The sequence below is a fragment of the Paenibacillus sp. tmac-D7 genome (genome assembly GCF_006519665.1).
In the GTDB taxonomy this organism is placed as follows: domain Bacteria; phylum Bacillota; class Bacilli; order Paenibacillales; family NBRC-103111; genus Paenibacillus_G; species Paenibacillus_G validus.
This window is the reverse complement of the sequence record NZ_VIDW01000039.1, coordinates 1-16,858: the sequence shown is the minus strand read 5'-3', so window position 1 is coordinate 16,858 and position 16,858 is coordinate 1. Positions and strand designations below refer to the sequence as shown.

Annotated in this window: 21 protein-coding genes and 1 tRNA gene; 8 read left to right on the top strand and 14 right to left on the bottom strand. The window is 53.9% G+C overall.

From position 1 onward, the window contains the following. Positions 1-33: 33 nt before the first annotated feature. A complete protein-coding gene (locus FKP33_RS21020; protein ID WP_141336285.1) occupies positions 34-972 on the top strand; it encodes a hypothetical protein in 939 nt (312 codons plus the stop codon). Positions 973-1,108: 136 nt separating this feature from the next. Here FKP33_RS21020 and FKP33_RS21015 read toward each other — a convergent pair whose 3' ends face one another. Then, entirely contained in the window at positions 1,109-1,312 is a 204-nt protein-coding gene (locus tag FKP33_RS21015) for a YqzE family protein (RefSeq protein WP_054800490.1), read from the bottom strand. A gap of 221 nt (positions 1,313-1,533) precedes the next feature. Here FKP33_RS21015 and FKP33_RS21010 point away from each other — a divergent pair, with 221 nt between their 5' ends. Continuing rightward, entirely contained in the window at positions 1,534-1,947 is a 414-nt protein-coding gene (locus FKP33_RS21010) for a YjdF family protein (RefSeq protein WP_141336284.1), read from the top strand. Between the two features lie 213 nt (positions 1,948-2,160). On the opposite strand, the gene argS is transcribed toward FKP33_RS21010, so the two are convergent. Continuing rightward, positions 2,161-3,864, bottom strand: a complete 1,704-nt coding sequence (gene argS, locus FKP33_RS21005; protein ID WP_141336283.1) for an arginine--tRNA ligase — start codon at positions 3,862-3,864, stop codon at positions 2,161-2,163. Between the two features lie 211 nt (positions 3,865-4,075). After that, positions 4,076-4,561, bottom strand: a complete 486-nt coding sequence (locus FKP33_RS21000; protein ID WP_054798603.1) for a GNAT family N-acetyltransferase — start codon at positions 4,559-4,561, stop codon at positions 4,076-4,078. 332 nt (positions 4,562-4,893) lie between these two features. Here FKP33_RS21000 and FKP33_RS27800 point away from each other — a divergent pair, with 332 nt between their 5' ends. Continuing rightward, on the top strand, positions 4,894-5,043 hold the full coding sequence (locus tag FKP33_RS27800; RefSeq protein ID WP_230876321.1) for a hypothetical protein: 150 nt from the start codon (positions 4,894-4,896) through the stop codon (positions 5,041-5,043). A 292-nt stretch (positions 5,044-5,335) separates the two neighbouring features. On the opposite strand, the gene FKP33_RS20990 is transcribed toward FKP33_RS27800, so the two are convergent. The 3 genes from FKP33_RS20990 to FKP33_RS20980 all read right to left on the bottom strand — a co-directional run bounded on the left by FKP33_RS20990 (position 5,336) and on the right by FKP33_RS20980 (position 8,115). Continuing rightward, positions 5,336-7,459 (bottom strand): heavy metal translocating P-type ATPase, encoded by a 2,124-nt coding sequence (locus FKP33_RS20990; RefSeq protein WP_141336282.1) that lies wholly within the window; start codon positions 7,457-7,459, stop codon positions 5,336-5,338. Beyond that, the gene (locus FKP33_RS20985) at positions 7,449-7,820 is read right to left on the bottom strand and encodes an ArsR/SmtB family transcription factor (protein WP_127609592.1); all 372 of its coding nucleotides are present in this window, start codon (positions 7,818-7,820) and stop codon (positions 7,449-7,451) included. The genes FKP33_RS20990 and FKP33_RS20985 overlap by 11 nt, the downstream gene beginning before the upstream one ends. A gap of 211 nt (positions 7,821-8,031) precedes the next feature. Next, positions 8,032-8,115: transfer RNA gene (locus tag FKP33_RS20980), tRNA-Leu, on the bottom strand. A gap of 351 nt (positions 8,116-8,466) precedes the next feature. On the opposite strand from FKP33_RS20980, the gene FKP33_RS20975 reads away from it, so the two are divergent. Beyond that, positions 8,467-8,691 carry a hypothetical protein gene (locus tag FKP33_RS20975; RefSeq protein ID WP_141336281.1) on the top strand — a complete coding sequence of 75 codons (225 nt, stop codon included), beginning with the start codon at positions 8,467-8,469 and terminating at the stop codon, positions 8,689-8,691. Between the two features lie 18 nt (positions 8,692-8,709). Here the strand turns inward: FKP33_RS20975 and FKP33_RS20970 are convergent, their stop codons facing one another. The 4 genes from FKP33_RS20970 to FKP33_RS20955 form a co-directional block, all read right to left on the bottom strand. After that, the gene (locus FKP33_RS20970) at positions 8,710-8,919 is read right to left on the bottom strand and encodes a hypothetical protein (protein WP_141336280.1); all 210 of its coding nucleotides are present in this window, start codon (positions 8,917-8,919) and stop codon (positions 8,710-8,712) included. Between the two features lie 180 nt (positions 8,920-9,099). Continuing rightward, positions 9,100-9,336 carry a hypothetical protein gene (locus FKP33_RS20965; RefSeq protein WP_054798495.1) on the bottom strand — a complete coding sequence of 79 codons (237 nt, stop codon included), beginning with the start codon at positions 9,334-9,336 and terminating at the stop codon, positions 9,100-9,102. A gap of 177 nt (positions 9,337-9,513) precedes the next feature. After that, positions 9,514-9,837 carry a hypothetical protein gene (locus FKP33_RS20960; RefSeq protein ID WP_141336279.1) on the bottom strand — a complete coding sequence of 108 codons (324 nt, stop codon included), beginning with the start codon at positions 9,835-9,837 and terminating at the stop codon, positions 9,514-9,516. 134 nt (positions 9,838-9,971) lie between these two features. Next, positions 9,972-10,541: a xanthine phosphoribosyltransferase gene (locus FKP33_RS20955; RefSeq protein ID WP_127609600.1), complete on the bottom strand. Its 570-nt coding sequence runs from the start codon at positions 10,539-10,541 to the stop codon at positions 9,972-9,974. 307 nt (positions 10,542-10,848) lie between these two features. Here FKP33_RS20955 and FKP33_RS20950 point away from each other — a divergent pair, with 307 nt between their 5' ends. Next, the gene (locus tag FKP33_RS20950; RefSeq protein WP_258313510.1) at positions 10,849-11,565 is read left to right on the top strand and encodes a DUF4309 domain-containing protein; all 717 of its coding nucleotides are present in this window, start codon (positions 10,849-10,851) and stop codon (positions 11,563-11,565) included. Positions 11,566-11,623: 58 nt separating this feature from the next. Here the strand turns inward: FKP33_RS20950 and FKP33_RS20945 are convergent, their stop codons facing one another. After that, the gene (locus FKP33_RS20945; RefSeq protein WP_054798493.1) at positions 11,624-12,244 is read right to left on the bottom strand and encodes a DedA family protein; all 621 of its coding nucleotides are present in this window, start codon (positions 12,242-12,244) and stop codon (positions 11,624-11,626) included. Between the two features lie 174 nt (positions 12,245-12,418). Between FKP33_RS20945 and FKP33_RS20940 the strand changes: the two genes are divergently transcribed. Continuing rightward, positions 12,419-13,468, top strand: coding sequence for a YkvI family membrane protein (locus FKP33_RS20940; RefSeq protein ID WP_127609604.1), 1,050 nt, complete (start codon positions 12,419-12,421; stop codon positions 13,466-13,468). Here FKP33_RS20940 and FKP33_RS20935 read toward each other — a convergent pair. Continuing rightward, positions 13,391-13,897: a hypothetical protein gene (locus FKP33_RS20935; RefSeq protein WP_127609606.1), complete on the bottom strand. Its 507-nt coding sequence runs from the start codon at positions 13,895-13,897 to the stop codon at positions 13,391-13,393. The two genes, FKP33_RS20940 and FKP33_RS20935, sit on opposite strands and share 78 nt — an antisense overlap. Positions 13,898-13,922: 25 nt before the next feature. Next, the gene (locus FKP33_RS20930) at positions 13,923-14,189 is read right to left on the bottom strand and encodes a hypothetical protein (RefSeq protein WP_054798490.1); all 267 of its coding nucleotides are present in this window, start codon (positions 14,187-14,189) and stop codon (positions 13,923-13,925) included. 92 nt (positions 14,190-14,281) lie between these two features. On the opposite strand from FKP33_RS20930, the gene FKP33_RS20925 reads away from it, so the two are divergent. Together FKP33_RS20925 and FKP33_RS20920 are read left to right on the top strand one after the other, a co-directional pair. Next, entirely contained in the window at positions 14,282-15,046 is a 765-nt protein-coding gene (locus FKP33_RS20925; protein ID WP_141336278.1) for an SDR family NAD(P)-dependent oxidoreductase, read from the top strand. 49 nt (positions 15,047-15,095) lie between these two features. Further along, the gene (locus tag FKP33_RS20920; RefSeq protein ID WP_141336277.1) at positions 15,096-16,121 is read left to right on the top strand and encodes an EamA family transporter; all 1,026 of its coding nucleotides are present in this window, start codon (positions 15,096-15,098) and stop codon (positions 16,119-16,121) included. A gap of 173 nt (positions 16,122-16,294) precedes the next feature. On the opposite strand, the gene FKP33_RS27285 is transcribed toward FKP33_RS20920, so the two are convergent. After that, a partial coding sequence (locus FKP33_RS27285; RefSeq protein ID WP_373423933.1) for an ATP-binding protein occupies positions 16,295-16,858 on the bottom strand: 564 nt, incomplete at its 5' end.

Here is a 16,858-nt window from a genome sequence, read left to right as displayed (position 1 = left end):
ATGCACCGACTCCACGCGAAGCAGGTGAATGATATGAAGAAGCTAACGATTCTGCTCTCGGCCTTGCTGATCGGGACAAGCCTGCTGGCCTTCGGGCCGGCGCCCGAAACCGTTTCCGTTCATGCCCGGCAGGACGAATTGCCCGCTGCCGCACTCAAGCAGGCTGTCGGCGCGCGGACCTTGCCGACCGGCGTCCCCGCTCCCGAACTGCGGGAAGCGGTCAACCGCTTTATCTCGCAGCTTGCCGAACAGCCCGGCTTCGATACCTGGCCGCAGGCCGAGTGGACAAGCCAGCCGCTCGGGCCCGGAACGCACGGATGGATCATCCTGGTCCGTTCCGGAGGACAAGAAATCGGCTATCTGGTCGTGCATGCCGACGAATCCGGCCAATACCTTCTGACCGAGTACGGTAAAGGCAGCTTCCCGCTTTTCAGCGCAAACACGCTGTACCAAAGTCTGGTACGGCTTGAACTTATCGAATATCCTTATCATGCCGAGCGTTTATATTGGAATCCGCTGCAGGCCGTTTGGAAGGTGTCCGTCGAGAACGCGGACCGGATTTGGTACCTCGACGCCAAGACGGGCGAGGAGCTGCCAATAGCCGAATCGGATCTGCCCTCCCCCGGAGAAAACATGTCTTCTTCCACCATGAAAACGTTCACGAAACTTGATTCGTCGCATACAATAATAGAAACCGGAGAAACAACGCCTCACGATCCTTACGGCACCTTGCCTTGGGTGCGCGGCGAACAGGCTGCAGACGGCAGTTTCCCCCGGGTCCGCGAGCGGATCGAGGCCGGGCAGCCGCCGGTTTTTGCGGCCGAGCTGTATAACGGCTCCGTCACTGTGCCGCTCGCCGTAGCCGGCTACCAGCTTTGGTCCGGCGGCGATTCGTTCGTACAGGTCGCGCAGGACGGCGACCGGTTCATTCCACTGGATGCGTTAGCGCGTCTGGGCCGTTTTTACCCTTAACCTACGGTTTTTCTCCTCTCTTCCCTATATATCGAAAAGCTTCCTGCGTTGCCGTCGGCAGCAGCCGTTCTTCCAGAACGCGCCCATGCTTTCGGGAACAAGAAGCTTTTCCTTTTTTTTTGCGGATCAAAGCGGCTCACCGTTCCTTTTCTTTACGCCGCCCCCAACGCCCCGACCACATCCGCAGCGCGAGCGGCAGCATGCCGAACCATCGAACCTCCCAATGCTCTTTTAATTCTTTCCGCCCGGCGCGCGCCTGCTTACGCACTTCCTTCGGCGTTTCCATGTACCTCACGACCCGTTCGATCACATATTTCGCGAGCTCGTCGCCCTTGACCATGCGCACCTCTCTCCTTTCCTCATCAGTATGCGCACCGGGGGGTTGCCGCAAACCCGAAAACCGACTTATAATAACGCCAGAAGCGTAAAAACACGGTCCGGTCGGTAGTCCGGATGCACGGAACCCCCGCCCGTCCCGGCCCCGGGAAGCGGCTGTTTCCGTGTCGTAGCCTTCCCCCTCGGGATGTCCCTCGCTCCTGTATTCCAAAGGAGGGGAACGTCATGCAGCTTACGGTTTATCGGGATGGCGAATTTTGGGTAGGTGTAGCGGAGGAAGAAGCGGACGGTCGATATAAAGCGTGCCGACACGTCTTCGGCGCGGAACCGCACGAAGCGGAGGTGCTTGAGTTTATTAACGCCGCGCTGCCGCGGCTCTTCCGCAGAACCGCCTCCAGTGTGGAGGCGCCAATATTTACGGAGCGCGGACGCATCAATCCGAAACGGCTTGCGCGCGAGGCTGCGAAAGAGATGGAGCGTCAAGGCATTCGCGATTTGGCCAAAGCAGCGTTAATGGCTGAGCTGGAGCACCGCAAGAAGACACGCAAAGTCGCCTCCCGCGAGCAGAAGGAAGCCGACAAGGCACGCAAGCGCGAGATCGCCGTTCAGAAAGCCAAGGCGAAACACCGCGGCCGCTAAATCTATGACGTCCTGCATGAAACGATGCATGCGGGCAAACACCCGTTCCCGTTCGCCGCACCTTATCGTGAAGGCACCCGGTGGACGGGTGTTTGCCGTTTCGTTGACACGGAAGCGCTCCAACAAAAAAAAGCGGAGCTGCGATGCGCCTCCACTCACGCGCACTAGCCCCGCTTTTCCACTCTCACGACGGTCTTTACATTTTCACAATCCTTACATTTTCTCCGGCGCGTCCAAGCCGATCAAAGCGAGCCCGTTCGTCAGAGCCACGGTCGTCGCTTTCGTCAGCGCCAGACGCGCCGCCTGCACGTCCGCGTTCACATCCGCTTTCAGAATCGGACACTCCTTATAGAAACGGTTGAAAACCTGCGCCAGATCGATTAAATACCGGCTGATGATCGAAGGCTCCAGCTTGTCCATCGCCTGAACGACCCGTTCCTTGAACAGGTGCAGCTCGCGAACGAGACCCTGCTCCGCCGGTTCCGTCAACAGCTCCAGCTTCGCCGACGCCGTATCGACCGCACCCGCTCTGCGCAGGATGCTGCAGGCGCGGGCATGGGCGTACTGCACGTAGGGCCCGGTTTCGCCTTCAAAGTTAAGCGCCTCGTCCCACGAGAAGACGATGTCCTTGATCCGGTTGTTCGACAAATCGTTGAACACAACCGCGCCGACCCCGACTTGACTCGCAACTTCTTCCTTGTTCTCGAGCTCCGGATTTTTCTCTTCGATGATTTCGCGCGTTTTCTCGATCGCCTTGGTCAACAGCTCTTCCAGGTTGATGACATTGCCCTTGCGCGTCGACAGCTTCGCGCCTTCCAGGCTGACTTTGCCGAACGGCACGTGGACGAGCTGCTTCGCCCAGTCATAACCCATCAGCTCGATCACCTTGAACCATTGCTGGAAGTGCAGGCTTTGCCCGGCATCCGTCACGTATACGGCCTTCTCGAAATCGTACGTGTGCTTGCGATAAATCGCCGCCGTAACGTCGCGCGTATGGTACAGTGTTCCGCCGTCCTTCTTCACCATCAACGCCGGAGGCATATTGTAATCTTCCAGCTTCACGAGCAGCGCGCCATCGTCTTCCTCGAGCAGCTGTTTCGTCTTGAGCTCCTCGAGCACAGCCGCCATCTTGTCGTTATAGAAGCTCTCGCCCGCGTACGAATCGAACTTGACGCCGAGCAGATCGTACATCTTGTGGAATTCCTTCAAGCTGATTTCCACGAACCAGCGCCACAGCTTGTGCGCTTCTTCGTCGCCCTGCTCCAGCTTCACGAACCAGGCGCGCGCTTCGTCCTCCAGCTCCGGCTTCACGTCCGCTTCGTCGTGGAACTTGACGTAGAGGCGCTGCAGCTCGTCGATGCCGCCGGCTTCCACCGCTGCCTCGTCTCCCCACAGCTTGTAAGCCACGATCAGCTTGCCGAACTGCGTCCCCCAGTCGCCCAAGTGGTTGACGCCGACGCTGTTGTAGCCGAGAAATTTGAAAATATTGTACAACGCCCGCCCGATCACCGTCGAACGCAGGTGCCCGATATGAAACGACTTGGCGATATTCGGAGACGAGAAGTCGATGACGACGCTTCGCCCTTCCCCGATATTTTGCGAGCCAAAGCGTTCGCCCTGCGCCAACACCTCGCTCACCACATCCGCTGCGAACGACGCTTTATTCAAGAACACGTTCAAATAACCGGCAACGGCTTCCACCCGTTCTACTGCCGGATGCTCGCCCCAGCCTTGCTGCAGCTCCTCGGCGATCGCCTGCGGCGCTTTGCGCAGCTGCTTGCTCAGCTTGAAGCACGGCAGCGACAAATCCCCCATCTGCGGATTCGGCGGATATTCGATCCATTCCGCCAGCGCCTCCACGCTCACGTCTTCCAGCTTGGAAGCCGTCTGCTCGGCCAGCCATAGTTTGTAATTCATCCGTATAAGCCCCTTTCCCGATTGCGGCACGCTGCCGACAAACGCCCGCATACGACAAAGCACCCCGAGCGGGGTGCCTCCGTACGGGGCGCTGCTTTGTTGCTGTCGTCAAACTTCACATACTTTCCATTATATCGACCCGTGAAAATCGAGTCAAGCCGCTTTCACCGCTACTTTCCCAACCGTTCCAAGGCTCTGGCCGAACAAACATTCACAGCATCTTCTGCATCAGCACGACATTCAGCAGCCGTCCGAATTTCACACCGACCTCGCGCATCGTCCCCACCGTGTCGAAGCCGAACAACCGGTGGAGATGCAGGCTCGACGCGTTGCCTTCCTCGATGCGGGAGAGCACGGTATGCAGTCCCGCCTGCTTGCCTTGGGCGAGAACCGCTTCCAGCAGCGCTTTGCCGATCCCTTGCCCGCGGTACCCGTCCCGGATGTATAAAGACAGCTCGCTCGTTCGCGCATAAGCCAGCCGGTCCGAATACCGGTTCAGCGAGCTCCAGCCCGCCACGATACCGTCCAGCTCCGCCACCAGCACCGGGAATGCGTCCCCGTGCTGCTCGAACCATTGCTCCTGCTGCTCCAGCGTGCGCGGCACCGTATCGAACGTGGCCACGGTGTTCGCGATCGCTTCATTATAGATGTCAAGGATTTGCGGTACATCCCTTAGATGGGCTTGCCGTATGCGCATGAATTTCCCAACCTCGCTCTGCCGTAGAATCTCTTCCTTCAACTTCTATCGTAACAAAAATAGCAGGCAAGCGCACACTGATGCAAGATTAGTATTGCTTTGATCAATTTAAGGATCTATATAAAGAACTACATGCGATCGCGTATGTGCTTTTTTATTGAACGAACGGGCAGAATTAGCTCAAAATAGAATGTGATATAATGTGTACCAGTTCGTGAAGGGAGATGATGATGTGAAGCAATCCATCCAAATCTGGCCCGGAACAAAAAAAGATGGTGATAACTCATTTGGTTGATCGCTTTCGAAAATGCTCCGATGAGAAGAATTATACATTGATTCGGTACGATATCATTGTAGGCTTAAAGAAAATGTACGACGAATTAAAAGATGAAGAAATTAAGCAAACAGCTTTGCAATGGATAGAATCTGAAGAAGATATCAAATATCGTAAGAAGTATGCTGCTATATGGTCAAATAAATAAACACTAATCGCACGGAGGTTGCACTAAACGGAGAACGATAGTTCAACGAGCAACATTTATTACTTTAGAGAAAGTGCGAATATATGTTCGTATCAGTTAACCCCTGAGTCTAATGTGAAGCATAAGATTGATGCTAGGATCATGGCCTATATGGGATAGCCCAAGCCTTATACTCATGCCTTAAAAACAATGAAGCGTACGATCCGTTTAAGCATGCGCAGCGGCGGACTAGGACGCGAAAACAAAGTCCCAGACTGCCGCTGTTTTTATTGCGCCATCGTGTCCCGTTAGCTTAGCTTTGTTCACCATCTTTGACTTGTAACAATCGTAAACTATTGAGTGTAACAATTAAGGTTGCCCCCATATCGGCGAAAATCGCCATCCATAGCGTAAGCCATCCCGGAACGATTAATAGCAGTGCCACCACTTTAATTAACAGTGAGAACGCTATGTTCTGCTTGATGATCGCGAGCGTTTTTCTGCTTAGACTCATGGTGTACGGCAGCTTGCTTAAATCATCGCCCATTAAGGCAATATCCGCTGTTTCAAGGGCTGTATCGGTTCCGGCTCCACCCATCGCAATACCGACAGTAGACGCAGCAAGAGCAGGAGCATCGTTTACCCCATCGCCAACCATAGCGACATTAACGTACTGCGAACGAAGCGTTTTAATATACTCTAATTTATCTTGCGGCAAGAGTTCCGCTTTGACTTCGGCAATGCCCAAACGCTTGCCGACAGCATCAGCGGTTGCTTTGTTATCGCCGGTGAGCATGATGGTTTTCTTGATGCCAAGCTCATGCAGCTTTTGAATGACGTTTTTGCTTGATTCCCGTACTTCATCGGCAACCGCGATAAGAGCCAGGATTTTTGCTTCTGTTCCAAGGACCATGACCGTTTTCCCTTGGTTTTGCAGCTCTTCGATTTGGCGTTTTGCTTCTGTTTCCATTGATGTGTGCAGTTCAGCGAAAAGCTTTGGACTGCCCATGTAATAACGCTGTCCATTGATCCTTCCTTTTACCCCTTTACCGGTAATGGAGCTGAATTCTTCCGCATCGGCTTTAAAGTCAACTTGTGCCGCTTCTGCTTTTCTTAAAATCGCAGAAGCTAGAGGATGCTGCGAGCCTTTTTCAAGGATGGCTGAAATTTTTAACATTTCATGTTCATGTTCGCCAAAGGTGATAAATTCCGTTACTTGCGGCACGCCTATTGTCAGCGTTCCTGTTTTATCAAAGGCAACAGCGGAGATCCGTCCTGCTTCCTCCAGGTGAATACCACCTTTGATAAGCACGCCGCGTTTTGCCGCATTACCGATTGCCGTTACAATCGATACTGGAGTGGAGATAACAAGAGCACACGGGCAGCCAACAACAAGAAGTGCTAACGCTCTATAAATCCATTCGCCCCAGCTGCCGCCAAGCAGCGGCGGAACAACTGCGATCACAAGCGCCACCATCATTATTGCTGGCGTGTAGTATTTCGCGAACCGGTCCACGAACGCTTGTGAAGGAGCTCGCTCGGCTTGTGCCTCTTCCACCAGGTGAATGATTTTCGAAATCGTAGTATCTTCAACGGTTTTGGTTACTTTTACTTCCAGTAATCCTTCTTCATTAAGCGTCCCTGCAAACACTTCATCATCGATGGTCTTGGTAACCGGAATCGATTCGCCGGTGATGGCTGCTTGATTGACGCTAGACGAGCCCTTAATGACAATCCCGTCCATGGCAAGCTTTTGCCCAGGTTTTACAATCAGGATATCTCCAACCTGGATATCATCCACGTTTACCATCAGCTCAGTGCTGCCGCGACGAATGAATGCTTCCTTTGGTGCAATGTCCATCAAAGAGCGAATCGATTGACGAGCTTTCTCCATCGAATACCGCTCTAATACTTCGCTGATGGCGAAAAGAATGACTACAGTCGCCCCTTCGCTCCACTGTCCAATGGCTGCAGCACCTAAAATCGCAATGGTCATTAACACGTTCATATCAAACTGAAACCGGACGAGATTTTGGACACCCTTAATAAATAATTCATAGCCACCAATGACAATCGATGTCGTATAGAAAATAAACGAAAGCGACTGATCTTCTCCCAGAATGTAACCGGCAGCAAGCAGCAGAGCAGAGACAATCACGTTCCAGTTTTCTTTCCAAAACAGCCCTTTCTTTTCGACGACATGCTCTTTTTCAGGTGTCACTTTCAGGCTTTCAAATGCCCCTGCCTTCTCTAATTCCGCTACTGTCGTGTTACCAACAACGGTTATTTTGGATGCTCCGAAATTGACTTGTGCATCCTGAACTCCAGGGAGATTTTTTACGTTCTTTTCAAAAATACCGGCACAGTTTGTGCATGTAAACCCTTGAACGCGATACACGTTTTTAGCTTCTGCATGATTTTGCGTATTATTGTCCAACTGGCATCAACTCCTGATTATGCGTCGAGGCAAGCTTGATGAGCTGCCGCACATGTTCATCTTCCAGAGAGTAAAACGCGAGCTTTCCTTCTTTCCGGTATTTGACCAGGTTCAATTTTTTTAACGTTCGCAGATGATGCGATGCCGTTGCAAGCGAGGATCCGATGATATTTGCAACATCACAAACGCACAGCTCATCTTCCTGGCACAGAGCAAATGCTACTTTCATTCTCGTTTCATCGGCGAGCACCTTAAACATGTTCGCCATGCCCGAAATATCTTGCTTCTGCAGTGAGTTTTGTACCCTTTGCACCGTTGCTTCATCAAAACAATACCGTTCACATGTATCATTTTCAGTCATGTAAGCACCTCCATCAATCAAACAATAGTTTGAGTATAGTGTTATGATAATCCCGATTTTATATTCAGTCAAACGTTTATTTGAATGAAATTAAAAACAGCGTGCGAATTAGATGAGACTAAATCACACGCTGTTATTCGCACTTCCACTTTAGTGAACGCAAAAAAAAACAAGACCCTCAACCATCGGTTAAGGGCCTTGCTTTGCTTAATGCGCTCGAGAGGACTCGAACCTCCACGGCTGTTACCCCACTAGAACCTGAATCTAGCGCGTCTGCCAATTCCGCCACGAACGCTCAATCATTACTGTCCCCTTGGGGACAAGAAGTATAATAACATCTTCACACATAGAAGTCAACAGGTTTATCTATATTTTTTGCGATGCCGTCCACAACCGTTCAAGAAACCCAAAGTTTTCGAACCAGCCAGAAAATGAACGCCCATATCGGAAGTGTAAACAAGATGCCGAATACGATTCCGCGGATTGCCGAGCCTTGTTTCATCGTACAGCCCCTCCCTACCGTTCGTTTCCTTAGATCCTGTAGGTACTAGATGTATTCGCTTTATTCGGAAATCATGACTCGTCCGCCGATGGAAGGCATCTTTTTCGTGTACGTCCATATAATGGCTTCAAAGGAGGGATCTCCATGCTCATACTGCTGCAACTGGCGGGCGGGGTCTTGCTGGCGGTTCTGCTGTGGACCGTCTTGAAGTGGACGCTGCAAGCGTTGCTCTGGGGTCTCGGTACAGTACTGGCAGTTACGCTTATTTTCCCGGGCGTGTTGATCATGATCGGCAGTCTGCTGTTTGTCGCTATAGGTCTTCTGGCGGCGTTAGGGCTGCTGCTGATGGCTTCCGCTTTCCGTTCCTGACGTTCGCTTCAGGGAGAATTATCCTTCCCGGTAAGCCTGCAGCGCCTTGTGCGACCAAGCCACCAGCTCCTGCACGTCCCCTTGCTCCGGAGTATTGAATACATGCGTTCCCCGATGCGGGTTCGAACGGTCCGCCAGCACCACTTCCCCCTGTACCCCTTGCTCCCTCTTCTGCACGCGCAGTACATAGTTGTTATCCAATTGAATGAGAGACGCATTCCGTTCCATGCTATCGCCGCCCCCTTTCCGCATGAGCTTTGCTCATTTCCCCTAAGTTACCCGGAAAAGAAGACGCTCATACGAACGAATCGCGCAACCGCTGCGATCCGGGTTTAGGCTGCGTCCTCCCATGAGGACGGTTCGTGCGATACGCATAACGTGCCCGCCTCGCAGCTTCTGCGAACCAGGTCATCGCGTCTCTTCTTCCTCGTCTCCGAACAGCTTCGTTCTCGGTTCGCTGTAAGGCTCGTAATGATACGCCCGATCCAGCTTGACGACGCGCCGGGTGCGCTTTCGAATCATGACGGTCGAATCGTCCCAGGCTACGACGAAGCCTCTCACATCGTTGGCTGGGTCGGCATCTCTAACGATCCTCAGCAACGTTCCTTCGATGCGGTAGCGGTCCAACTGCTCATCGGAAATCAAAACAACCCCTCCTTCCGTATCTGCATAGTCCGTATAATTGAATGGTTCGAAACATAATAAATATACACCAATCGGGGGATACAATAAAAGTAAGGATCGATTGCCCTTGTAAAAAGAAAAAACCTGTCTGCGCTTCAAGAAGCGGCATACAGGTTCTATATTAGCGAATGTCCTACTTTAGCCGACATGCTCCCGAGAATCGTTCGTTTCGAACCAATAATCAAGCACTTTACTCGACATCACACGCTTGTTAATATAATCGACTTGCTGCTCGGTGAATTGCTCTTCCCAAGCCAGATTGAGCTCCTTGCAAAGCTTAACGACCGTCAACAGTTCAGACCAAGCTACGTAACGTTTGTACCAAAAAAATTGAGGATGCTCTATCATATAGGGATACAGATCATCAAAATCCGTATGTTTACAATCAAGGGCACGTTCGAAATGCACCTTCGCCTCATTCAATTTGGTCTCGAAAAAATCATTCGGAATTTCTTTCCCCATGCAAGTAGCACCTCCCCAAGTAGTCAGTCAGATACAACTGCCATTCGCGTTACTCATGGTCGCTTACCCTCATTATAAAGGAAAAACTACCGGGATGGAAGGCTTTTAGTTCGAAACAGGCGATGCAAATGTTGTTATTCGAACTCGATCTTCCCGTCTGCGAGCGAGGAAATGCGGACGAGCGAATCGACCCGGACGCCGGATTCGCGAATCGTCCGGCCCCCCGCCTGGAACGATTTCTCAACCGCGATACCGACGCCGACAAGCGTCGCGCCCGACCGGCGAATGATGCGAATAAGTCCGCGCGCCGCATCGCCGTTAGCGATGAAGTCGTCGATCAGCAGCACACGGTCGTTCTCGTTCAAAAATTCTTTGGAAACCATAATGTCCGTGACAAAGCCTTTCGTGAAAGAAGGCACCCGTTCGCAGTACGTTTCCGTATCGGTGTTCAACGTCTTCTTGCGGCGTGCAAAGACCAAGGGCACGTTCAGCTCCTGCGCAGCCGCGAAGGCGATCGGAATACCCGAGGACTCGATCGTCAGTACTTTCGATACTTGCTCTTCCCGGAACAATCGGGCGAACTCCTTGCCCATCGCCGTTGTCAGCACCGGATCCACCGCATGATTCAAGATCGCGTCCAGCTTAATGACTTCATCGGAGAGGACGATGCCGACCTCCCGAATTTTTTGCTTCAATAACTCCATGCGCTCCACGTCCTTCGAATATACAATCTTTTTTCGTAAACTTATCATAATGGCAAAGCAGGTTTCAAGTGCCACTTGATGAGCAAATGAAAATTTCTTGCAACTTTCTGCTTCTTAATTCGTCTAAATGAGTAATAAGAGGAAGAAATAACGTTCCTTAGCACGAGAATATCCATATGAAAATGATAATTGTTCGTTTTCAAAATTTTTAGCGTTTATTTGAACGAATTTCGTCTTTGTTAACGGAGGCGCGAAAGAGTATGATTAGTAAGGTTATCAACCGATACGTTACACGGAAAGGGAGTTCATGATGAAACGAAAGAAAGCCTTCATCGGGTTCTTGTCCGTTGTTATATGTTTGGCCGCCTTGGCAGCCGGATGTCAGTCCAAACCGGTCGCGGTCGAACCCCAGAAGCAGCCGTCCGTGCAGGAACAGCCGCCGGTTTCCCCTGCGCCCGCGCCGGAAGCCGAGTCAGGCACACCGGATAACGCCGTCCCCGCCCCGGCAACGCCGCTGCCATCCAATGAGAAAGTATCTTTGGCCAGCGCGGAAGACAAGACGGAACAACCTTCGGCAAACCCCGGCAGCGGGAATAACGGCGCCGCCGGCACGAAGCCGAAAATTGAAATTGAACGCCCCTATACGCAAGCGAAACCGACGCTGCTCGGTTTGACGCTCAAAACGAACGCTTCGGCCATTGTGAACAAATTCGGCAAGCCGAAAAACGAATTCGTGATGGATGAAGACTCGGACCCGATGACGGTGTACGATTACGGCGATTTCCTGATCGGCTTTAACGCCAAGCAGGAATTGCATTTCATCGACGTCCGCAGCAGCGATGTTGATCCAGGCTTGAACGGGCTGAAGCTTGGCGATCCGGCGGCCGACATCAGCAAAGCGCTCGGCAAACCGACGGCCAGCTCCAACTATGTCATGACGTATAAAGCGAGCGGCGCGACCTTGAAGCTCGATATCGATCCGAAGACGCAAAAGATCAATTCTATCAAACTGTTTGCCGAATAAAGCAGCGGCAAGGCCCAAAAAAGCCTTCGAGACCGGGATTACCGGGTCGAAGGCTTTTTCATTTAGCTTTGGAGCTGACCGGCGAACGCTTGCGGTATCTCCGGTAAACGAAATAACCGGAGAGCGCGATGACGACAACAACCGCCGCCGTAACCCCCATATAATGGTGCGTCGCATGCAGCAACCGGGGCGCGTTCCTTCCAATCACATGCCCCAGCGTAAGAAACGATGTGCACCAGACGAGCGCTCCGGAACCGGCGAACAGCAAATACCGCCAAATGTTCACGTTGCTGACCCCGGATAAATAACAAGTGAAATGCCGAATGCCCGGTATGTAATAACCGAAGGCGACCGCCCACAGCCCATACCTGGAAAACCAACGCTCGGCGACCGCCAATCGTTCCGGCGTAAGCTTCACCCATTTGCCGTAGCGGTACAGAAACGGCTTGCCGACTTTCTTGCCGAGCGCATAACTGACAAGCATGCCCGTCATGGCTCCGCCGAAGCTTACGATAAGCGACGGTCCGAACGATAGCAGCGGGTCACTGCCAATTGTAAGCGTCCCCACAGTCGTCATGAGGATTTCGTCCGGAACCGGAATTCCAACAATCCCCAACGCCAATAACCCGTACAGAGCGATATACCCGTATTGTTCAATTAATTGCAGCAGATGCTCCAAGATGACACGCTCCAGCGTCGAATTTCGGCGGCGATCCTTTTTCAAAGGAGTCAAGCCATTAAATATTGTATCAGAAACTTGTCCAATTCCCAATAGACAATTCAGTCATCAGGACCCATCTGTTTTCATAAGTTATAGTAAACAAGCCTTACCTAAGGAGGTTATGCGTACCCTATGAAAAAATGGGGAAGCATCTTGCAGGTCAGCTTCACCTATATCGGCACCGTCGTCGGTGCCGGATTCGCCTCCGGCCAAGAAATCTTACAGTTTTTCACCCGATACGGTTGGATGGCAACGATCACGATCGGGATTGCCACCCTGCTGTTCACATGGCTCGGCATCAAGCTGATGCTGATGGCCGGCGCGATGAACGCCAAATCGTACGAAGATTTGAATCGCGTGCTCTTCGGCAAACGGATCGGCAACGCCGTCAGCTTGTTGACGATGGTGTCGTTATTGGGAGTCAGTACGGTCATGCTGGCCGGCGCGGGCTCCGTATTCTCGGAGCAGCTCGACCTGCCTTATCAGTTCGGACTCATCTTCACGCTGACCGCCGCCTACGTGCTGCTGGTCCGGGGAATGGACGCCATTATGGCAGTCAATTCCGTTGTCGTGCCCCTGATGGCCGTATTCAGCATCCTGGTCGTATGGAATGCCCTGGATACCCCCGGTGCCGCCAACTGGCTGCGGCTCGAATCGGATTATTCGACGCTGCGCATCTGGATGGCGCCGTTTCTGTACGCGGCCTTTAACTTGACCATGTCTCAGGCGGTGCTCGTTCCGCTCGGGGTGAAAGTAAAGGATCGTCAGGCGCTCATTTGGGGCGGCGTGCTCGGAGGCGTGACGATCGGGTTCATGCTGATGGCGGCGCATTTCGCATTGTCTTCGCAAATGCCGGGCATTCTGCAGTTCGACATTCCGATGGGACAACTTATTCAACGTGTAGGAGGACTCCTTCAGTGGCTGTTTTTGTTCGTCATTTACGGAGAAATATTCACGACCTTATTAGCCGATGTATACGGCCTTTGTCTGCAGATCGAGCAGCGCTTCCGCTGGTCCTACCAAATTGTGCTGCCCGGCGTGCTTGTCTTCAGCTATGCCATTAGCCAAATCGGCTTCAAAACGCTGATCTCGTCGCTTTATCCGTTATTTGGCATGCTCAGCATGGTTTGGCTCGTGCTGATGATGATCCGCCCCAGCGAGCCGCTGCGCCCCCCGAGCTAGTGCCAGGACGAGCGCCAGCCGAAGCAGCATCATCAAGGCGGCGGCGAACGTAAAGACGAAGCCGCACAGCAAATAGCCGTAATGATACGGCGGGTATGATGCCGAATCGCGCAGCACGGCAACCAAATCCGTGAATAGAAACAAGCTGCCGATCAGGAACAGCGCAAGCAGCACATAATCGAAAAACGTCCATTGCAGCAGCTGCGGCGCTGCCTGTCTGAACAGCGAAGCAGCGGTACGAGGCTTCGCGTCTCCAACCGCCTCCGGGGATAGCGCCCCTTCGGCTTGAACAGCAGCCTCGGGCTGAGGGTCAAGGCCGGCCCCCGACTTGTCGGCCGGCTTGCTGTAAATCATCCAAATGAAAAGAAACGCCGAACCGGTCGCGGCAAGCCCTAGCACGCCGCCGATTACGGCAAGTAACGTCATCATGCGTTCCACCCCCTATGCGGATCATTTATGAATATCGGGCAAGCTCATAAACCGCCCATACAAATAAAGCAAACAAAGCGGCCGGCAGCGCGAACAAACCGCCAAGCAGCAGCCCGCTGCCGCCCGGTACACGGGCTTTGCGCCATAAGACGGCCTGGTTCCAGCGCTGAAGGGGGGGACCGGGGACGAGCGGCGCGTCCGACGTTCCGCATTCCGGCGAATGCTTGATTTTTCCGCGCTTCCAGCCGACCTGATAGGTCATTTCACGCGGGGTTCGGTTCTCCGTCTCCATATGAGGAAGCACCTCCGGTTCATTTGTGCTATTGTAATAGTAGTCGATATGTTGGGAAAAATGCAATGGTATGCGAACTGGAGGGAATGATCATGTCGAAAAAAGCCGCAATAACCGGGGGTGCGCAAGGTATCGGGAAAGCGATCGCGCTGGCGTTCGCAGACAAGGGTTATGAAGTGTGCATCGCCGATGTCGACCCGGAGGCCGGCGCGGAAGCGATTCAGGAGCTGCGCGAGCGAGGACATGAAGGCTACTTCATGCAGGTCGACGTGGGTAAAGAAAGCGATGTCGAGCGATGGTTTTCATGGATAGAGTCGGAGCTGGGCCATATCGACGTACTGATCAACAATGCGGGCATTGCACGGAACGCGCCTATGCTGGAGCTGCCGCTCGCCTCGTTCGACGAGGTGCTCGGCGTTAATTTGCGCGGCGCTTTCGCCTGCTCGCAGCTTGCCGCAAAGCTGATGAAACGCCAGGGCTCGGGCGCGATCATCCATATGGCTTCGACGCGCGGCTTGATGTCCGAGCCGAACACCGAGGCTTACGCCGCTTCCAAGGGCGGCTTGCTCGCGCTCACTCACGCGATGGCGGTCAGCTTGGGCCCTTACGGCATTCGCGTCAACGCGATCAGCCCCGGCTGGATCGAAACGGCCGACTGGCAGAAGACGTCCGAGCGCCGTACGCCGGTTCATTCCGAGCGGGACCGCTTGCAGCACCCGGTCGGGCGTGTCGGCAAGCCCGAGGACGTCGCCGCTGCATGCTTGTATTTGGCGGGCGACAGCGCAGGCTTCATTACCGGGCAAAACCTCGTGATCGACGGCGGCATGACCGTAAAGATGATCTACGAGGAAGAGTAGGGACTCAAGGTTCCCGAGCAGAGACAATTTCGGAGGAGATTGGAGCATCATGTGGTTTGTACTAGCGGCGGCTGCGGCCGCCTGCTTCGGTTTAAGAGGCATTTTATATCAATGGACGTCCAAGCGTCCGCTCGACCGCAACCTGATGTTGTTCGGAGTGTATTTATCGGGCACATGGATTACGCTCGCAGCGGCGCTTGCGCTGCGGGCGCCCTGGACCCCGGCCGTAGGGCTGGGAGCGTTAATGGGGCTGTTCTCGTTCATCTCGAACGCGGCCATGTATAAAGGGTTTGCCGTCGGCAAAATGTCGCTCATGGCCATGTTTACCGGCCTTCCGCCGGTTGTCGTCGCGCTGTTGGCGTTCGCCGTCTGGGGAGAACGCCTGAGTGTATGGCAGCTCCTGGCCTTTGTCGTTATTATGTCGGGCCTCCTGATGGTCCGTTACTCGAATGACCTGTCGCTGCGCAACCTGCAGGGCGCGCAATGGGGTGTGCTGACGATGCTCTTCTTCGGCTTGACGGATTTTTTCACCAAGCAGGCGACGCTGCTGGGCGCTGCGACCTTCCCGACCCTGGTCGTCATGTATGCCACCGGCGGCATTCTGTTCTGCTTCATCTGGCTGCGGCAGCGGGGCCAAGCGTTACATGCAGCGGATATGGTCCGGCAGGCGCGGAACGAGACAGCGGCAGCAAGCGCTGGCGCGAGCGGACGCGGAGCGGCGGATACGCAGGGGAATGCGTCTACGGACGCGAAGGACGGCGGCGAGCCGGTCAACCGGACCGATGGGTCCGCCGCTTCAAGCGGATCCGGCCCGGCTGCGGCCAAGCCGTGGACTTGGCGCCGGACGCTGCTCTGGGGCATGACTGTCGGCATCACGAACGCCAGCGGCATGATGCTCGCCATGCCTGCCTTCAAGCTCGGGACGACCGGGCTCGTGTCGGCCGTGATGGCCGCCAATGTCGTGCTGGTCATGCTGTACGCGCGCTTTGTGCTGAAGGAAAAATTCACCCGGCTCGAATTGGCCGGTTTGATGATCGGGTTAACGGGGATTGTGCTCCTTAAACTTCTTTCCTAGCTTCAAACCGAACTCATTCAGAGCTTCAAACCGAATCCATTCAGAAGCTTCTAACCGAGCCAACGAACCGTAGCGGAACTTTGATCTTCCTTGCTGCCTCCCCGTCACGGACGGCTAGCCGCAATCGTTCATCATCGTTCCGCTATTTCTATAGGATCGCCTTACAGCTTGCGTTATCGGTTTAGTCGGACGACCGAATCGGCCGTAAAGCGCGCGGTATAAGCGTCAACCACATGCCGATGGCACGTGAACAGCAGAAGCTGCCCCCGTTCCGAGACGCGCTGCAGCAGGTCCAAGCTTCGCGCGAGCCGGTCGTCGTCGAAATTGACGAACAAATCGTCCATAACGAGCGGCATGCGTACGCCATTCGCCGCATATTCGTCGGCGAGCGCGAAGCGAATGCACACGTACATTTGCTCGGCCGTCCCCCGGCTGAGGCGCGACGTCTCGACGAGCTGTCCGTCCTGCCGCTGGGCTATGACACGCTGCTCGCCGATCGGAGCAAGCATGCGTTCAAAGCGGCCTTCGGTTATAAAAGCAAAATCCTGTGAAGCCCTTTGCATCACGAAGGGCTGTTTGTCGTGCTCGAACAAACGTTTCGTCTGCACGATCAATTGGCTGCACAGCGCATGGACCGCCCAGCGCTTGGTCAGCTGCGCCAGTTCGGCGCGGCGCTCCTCCGCAAGCTGAAGCAGGTCCGCATGCGCGCGGCCGTCGGCCAGCCGCTCCTGCTCGAA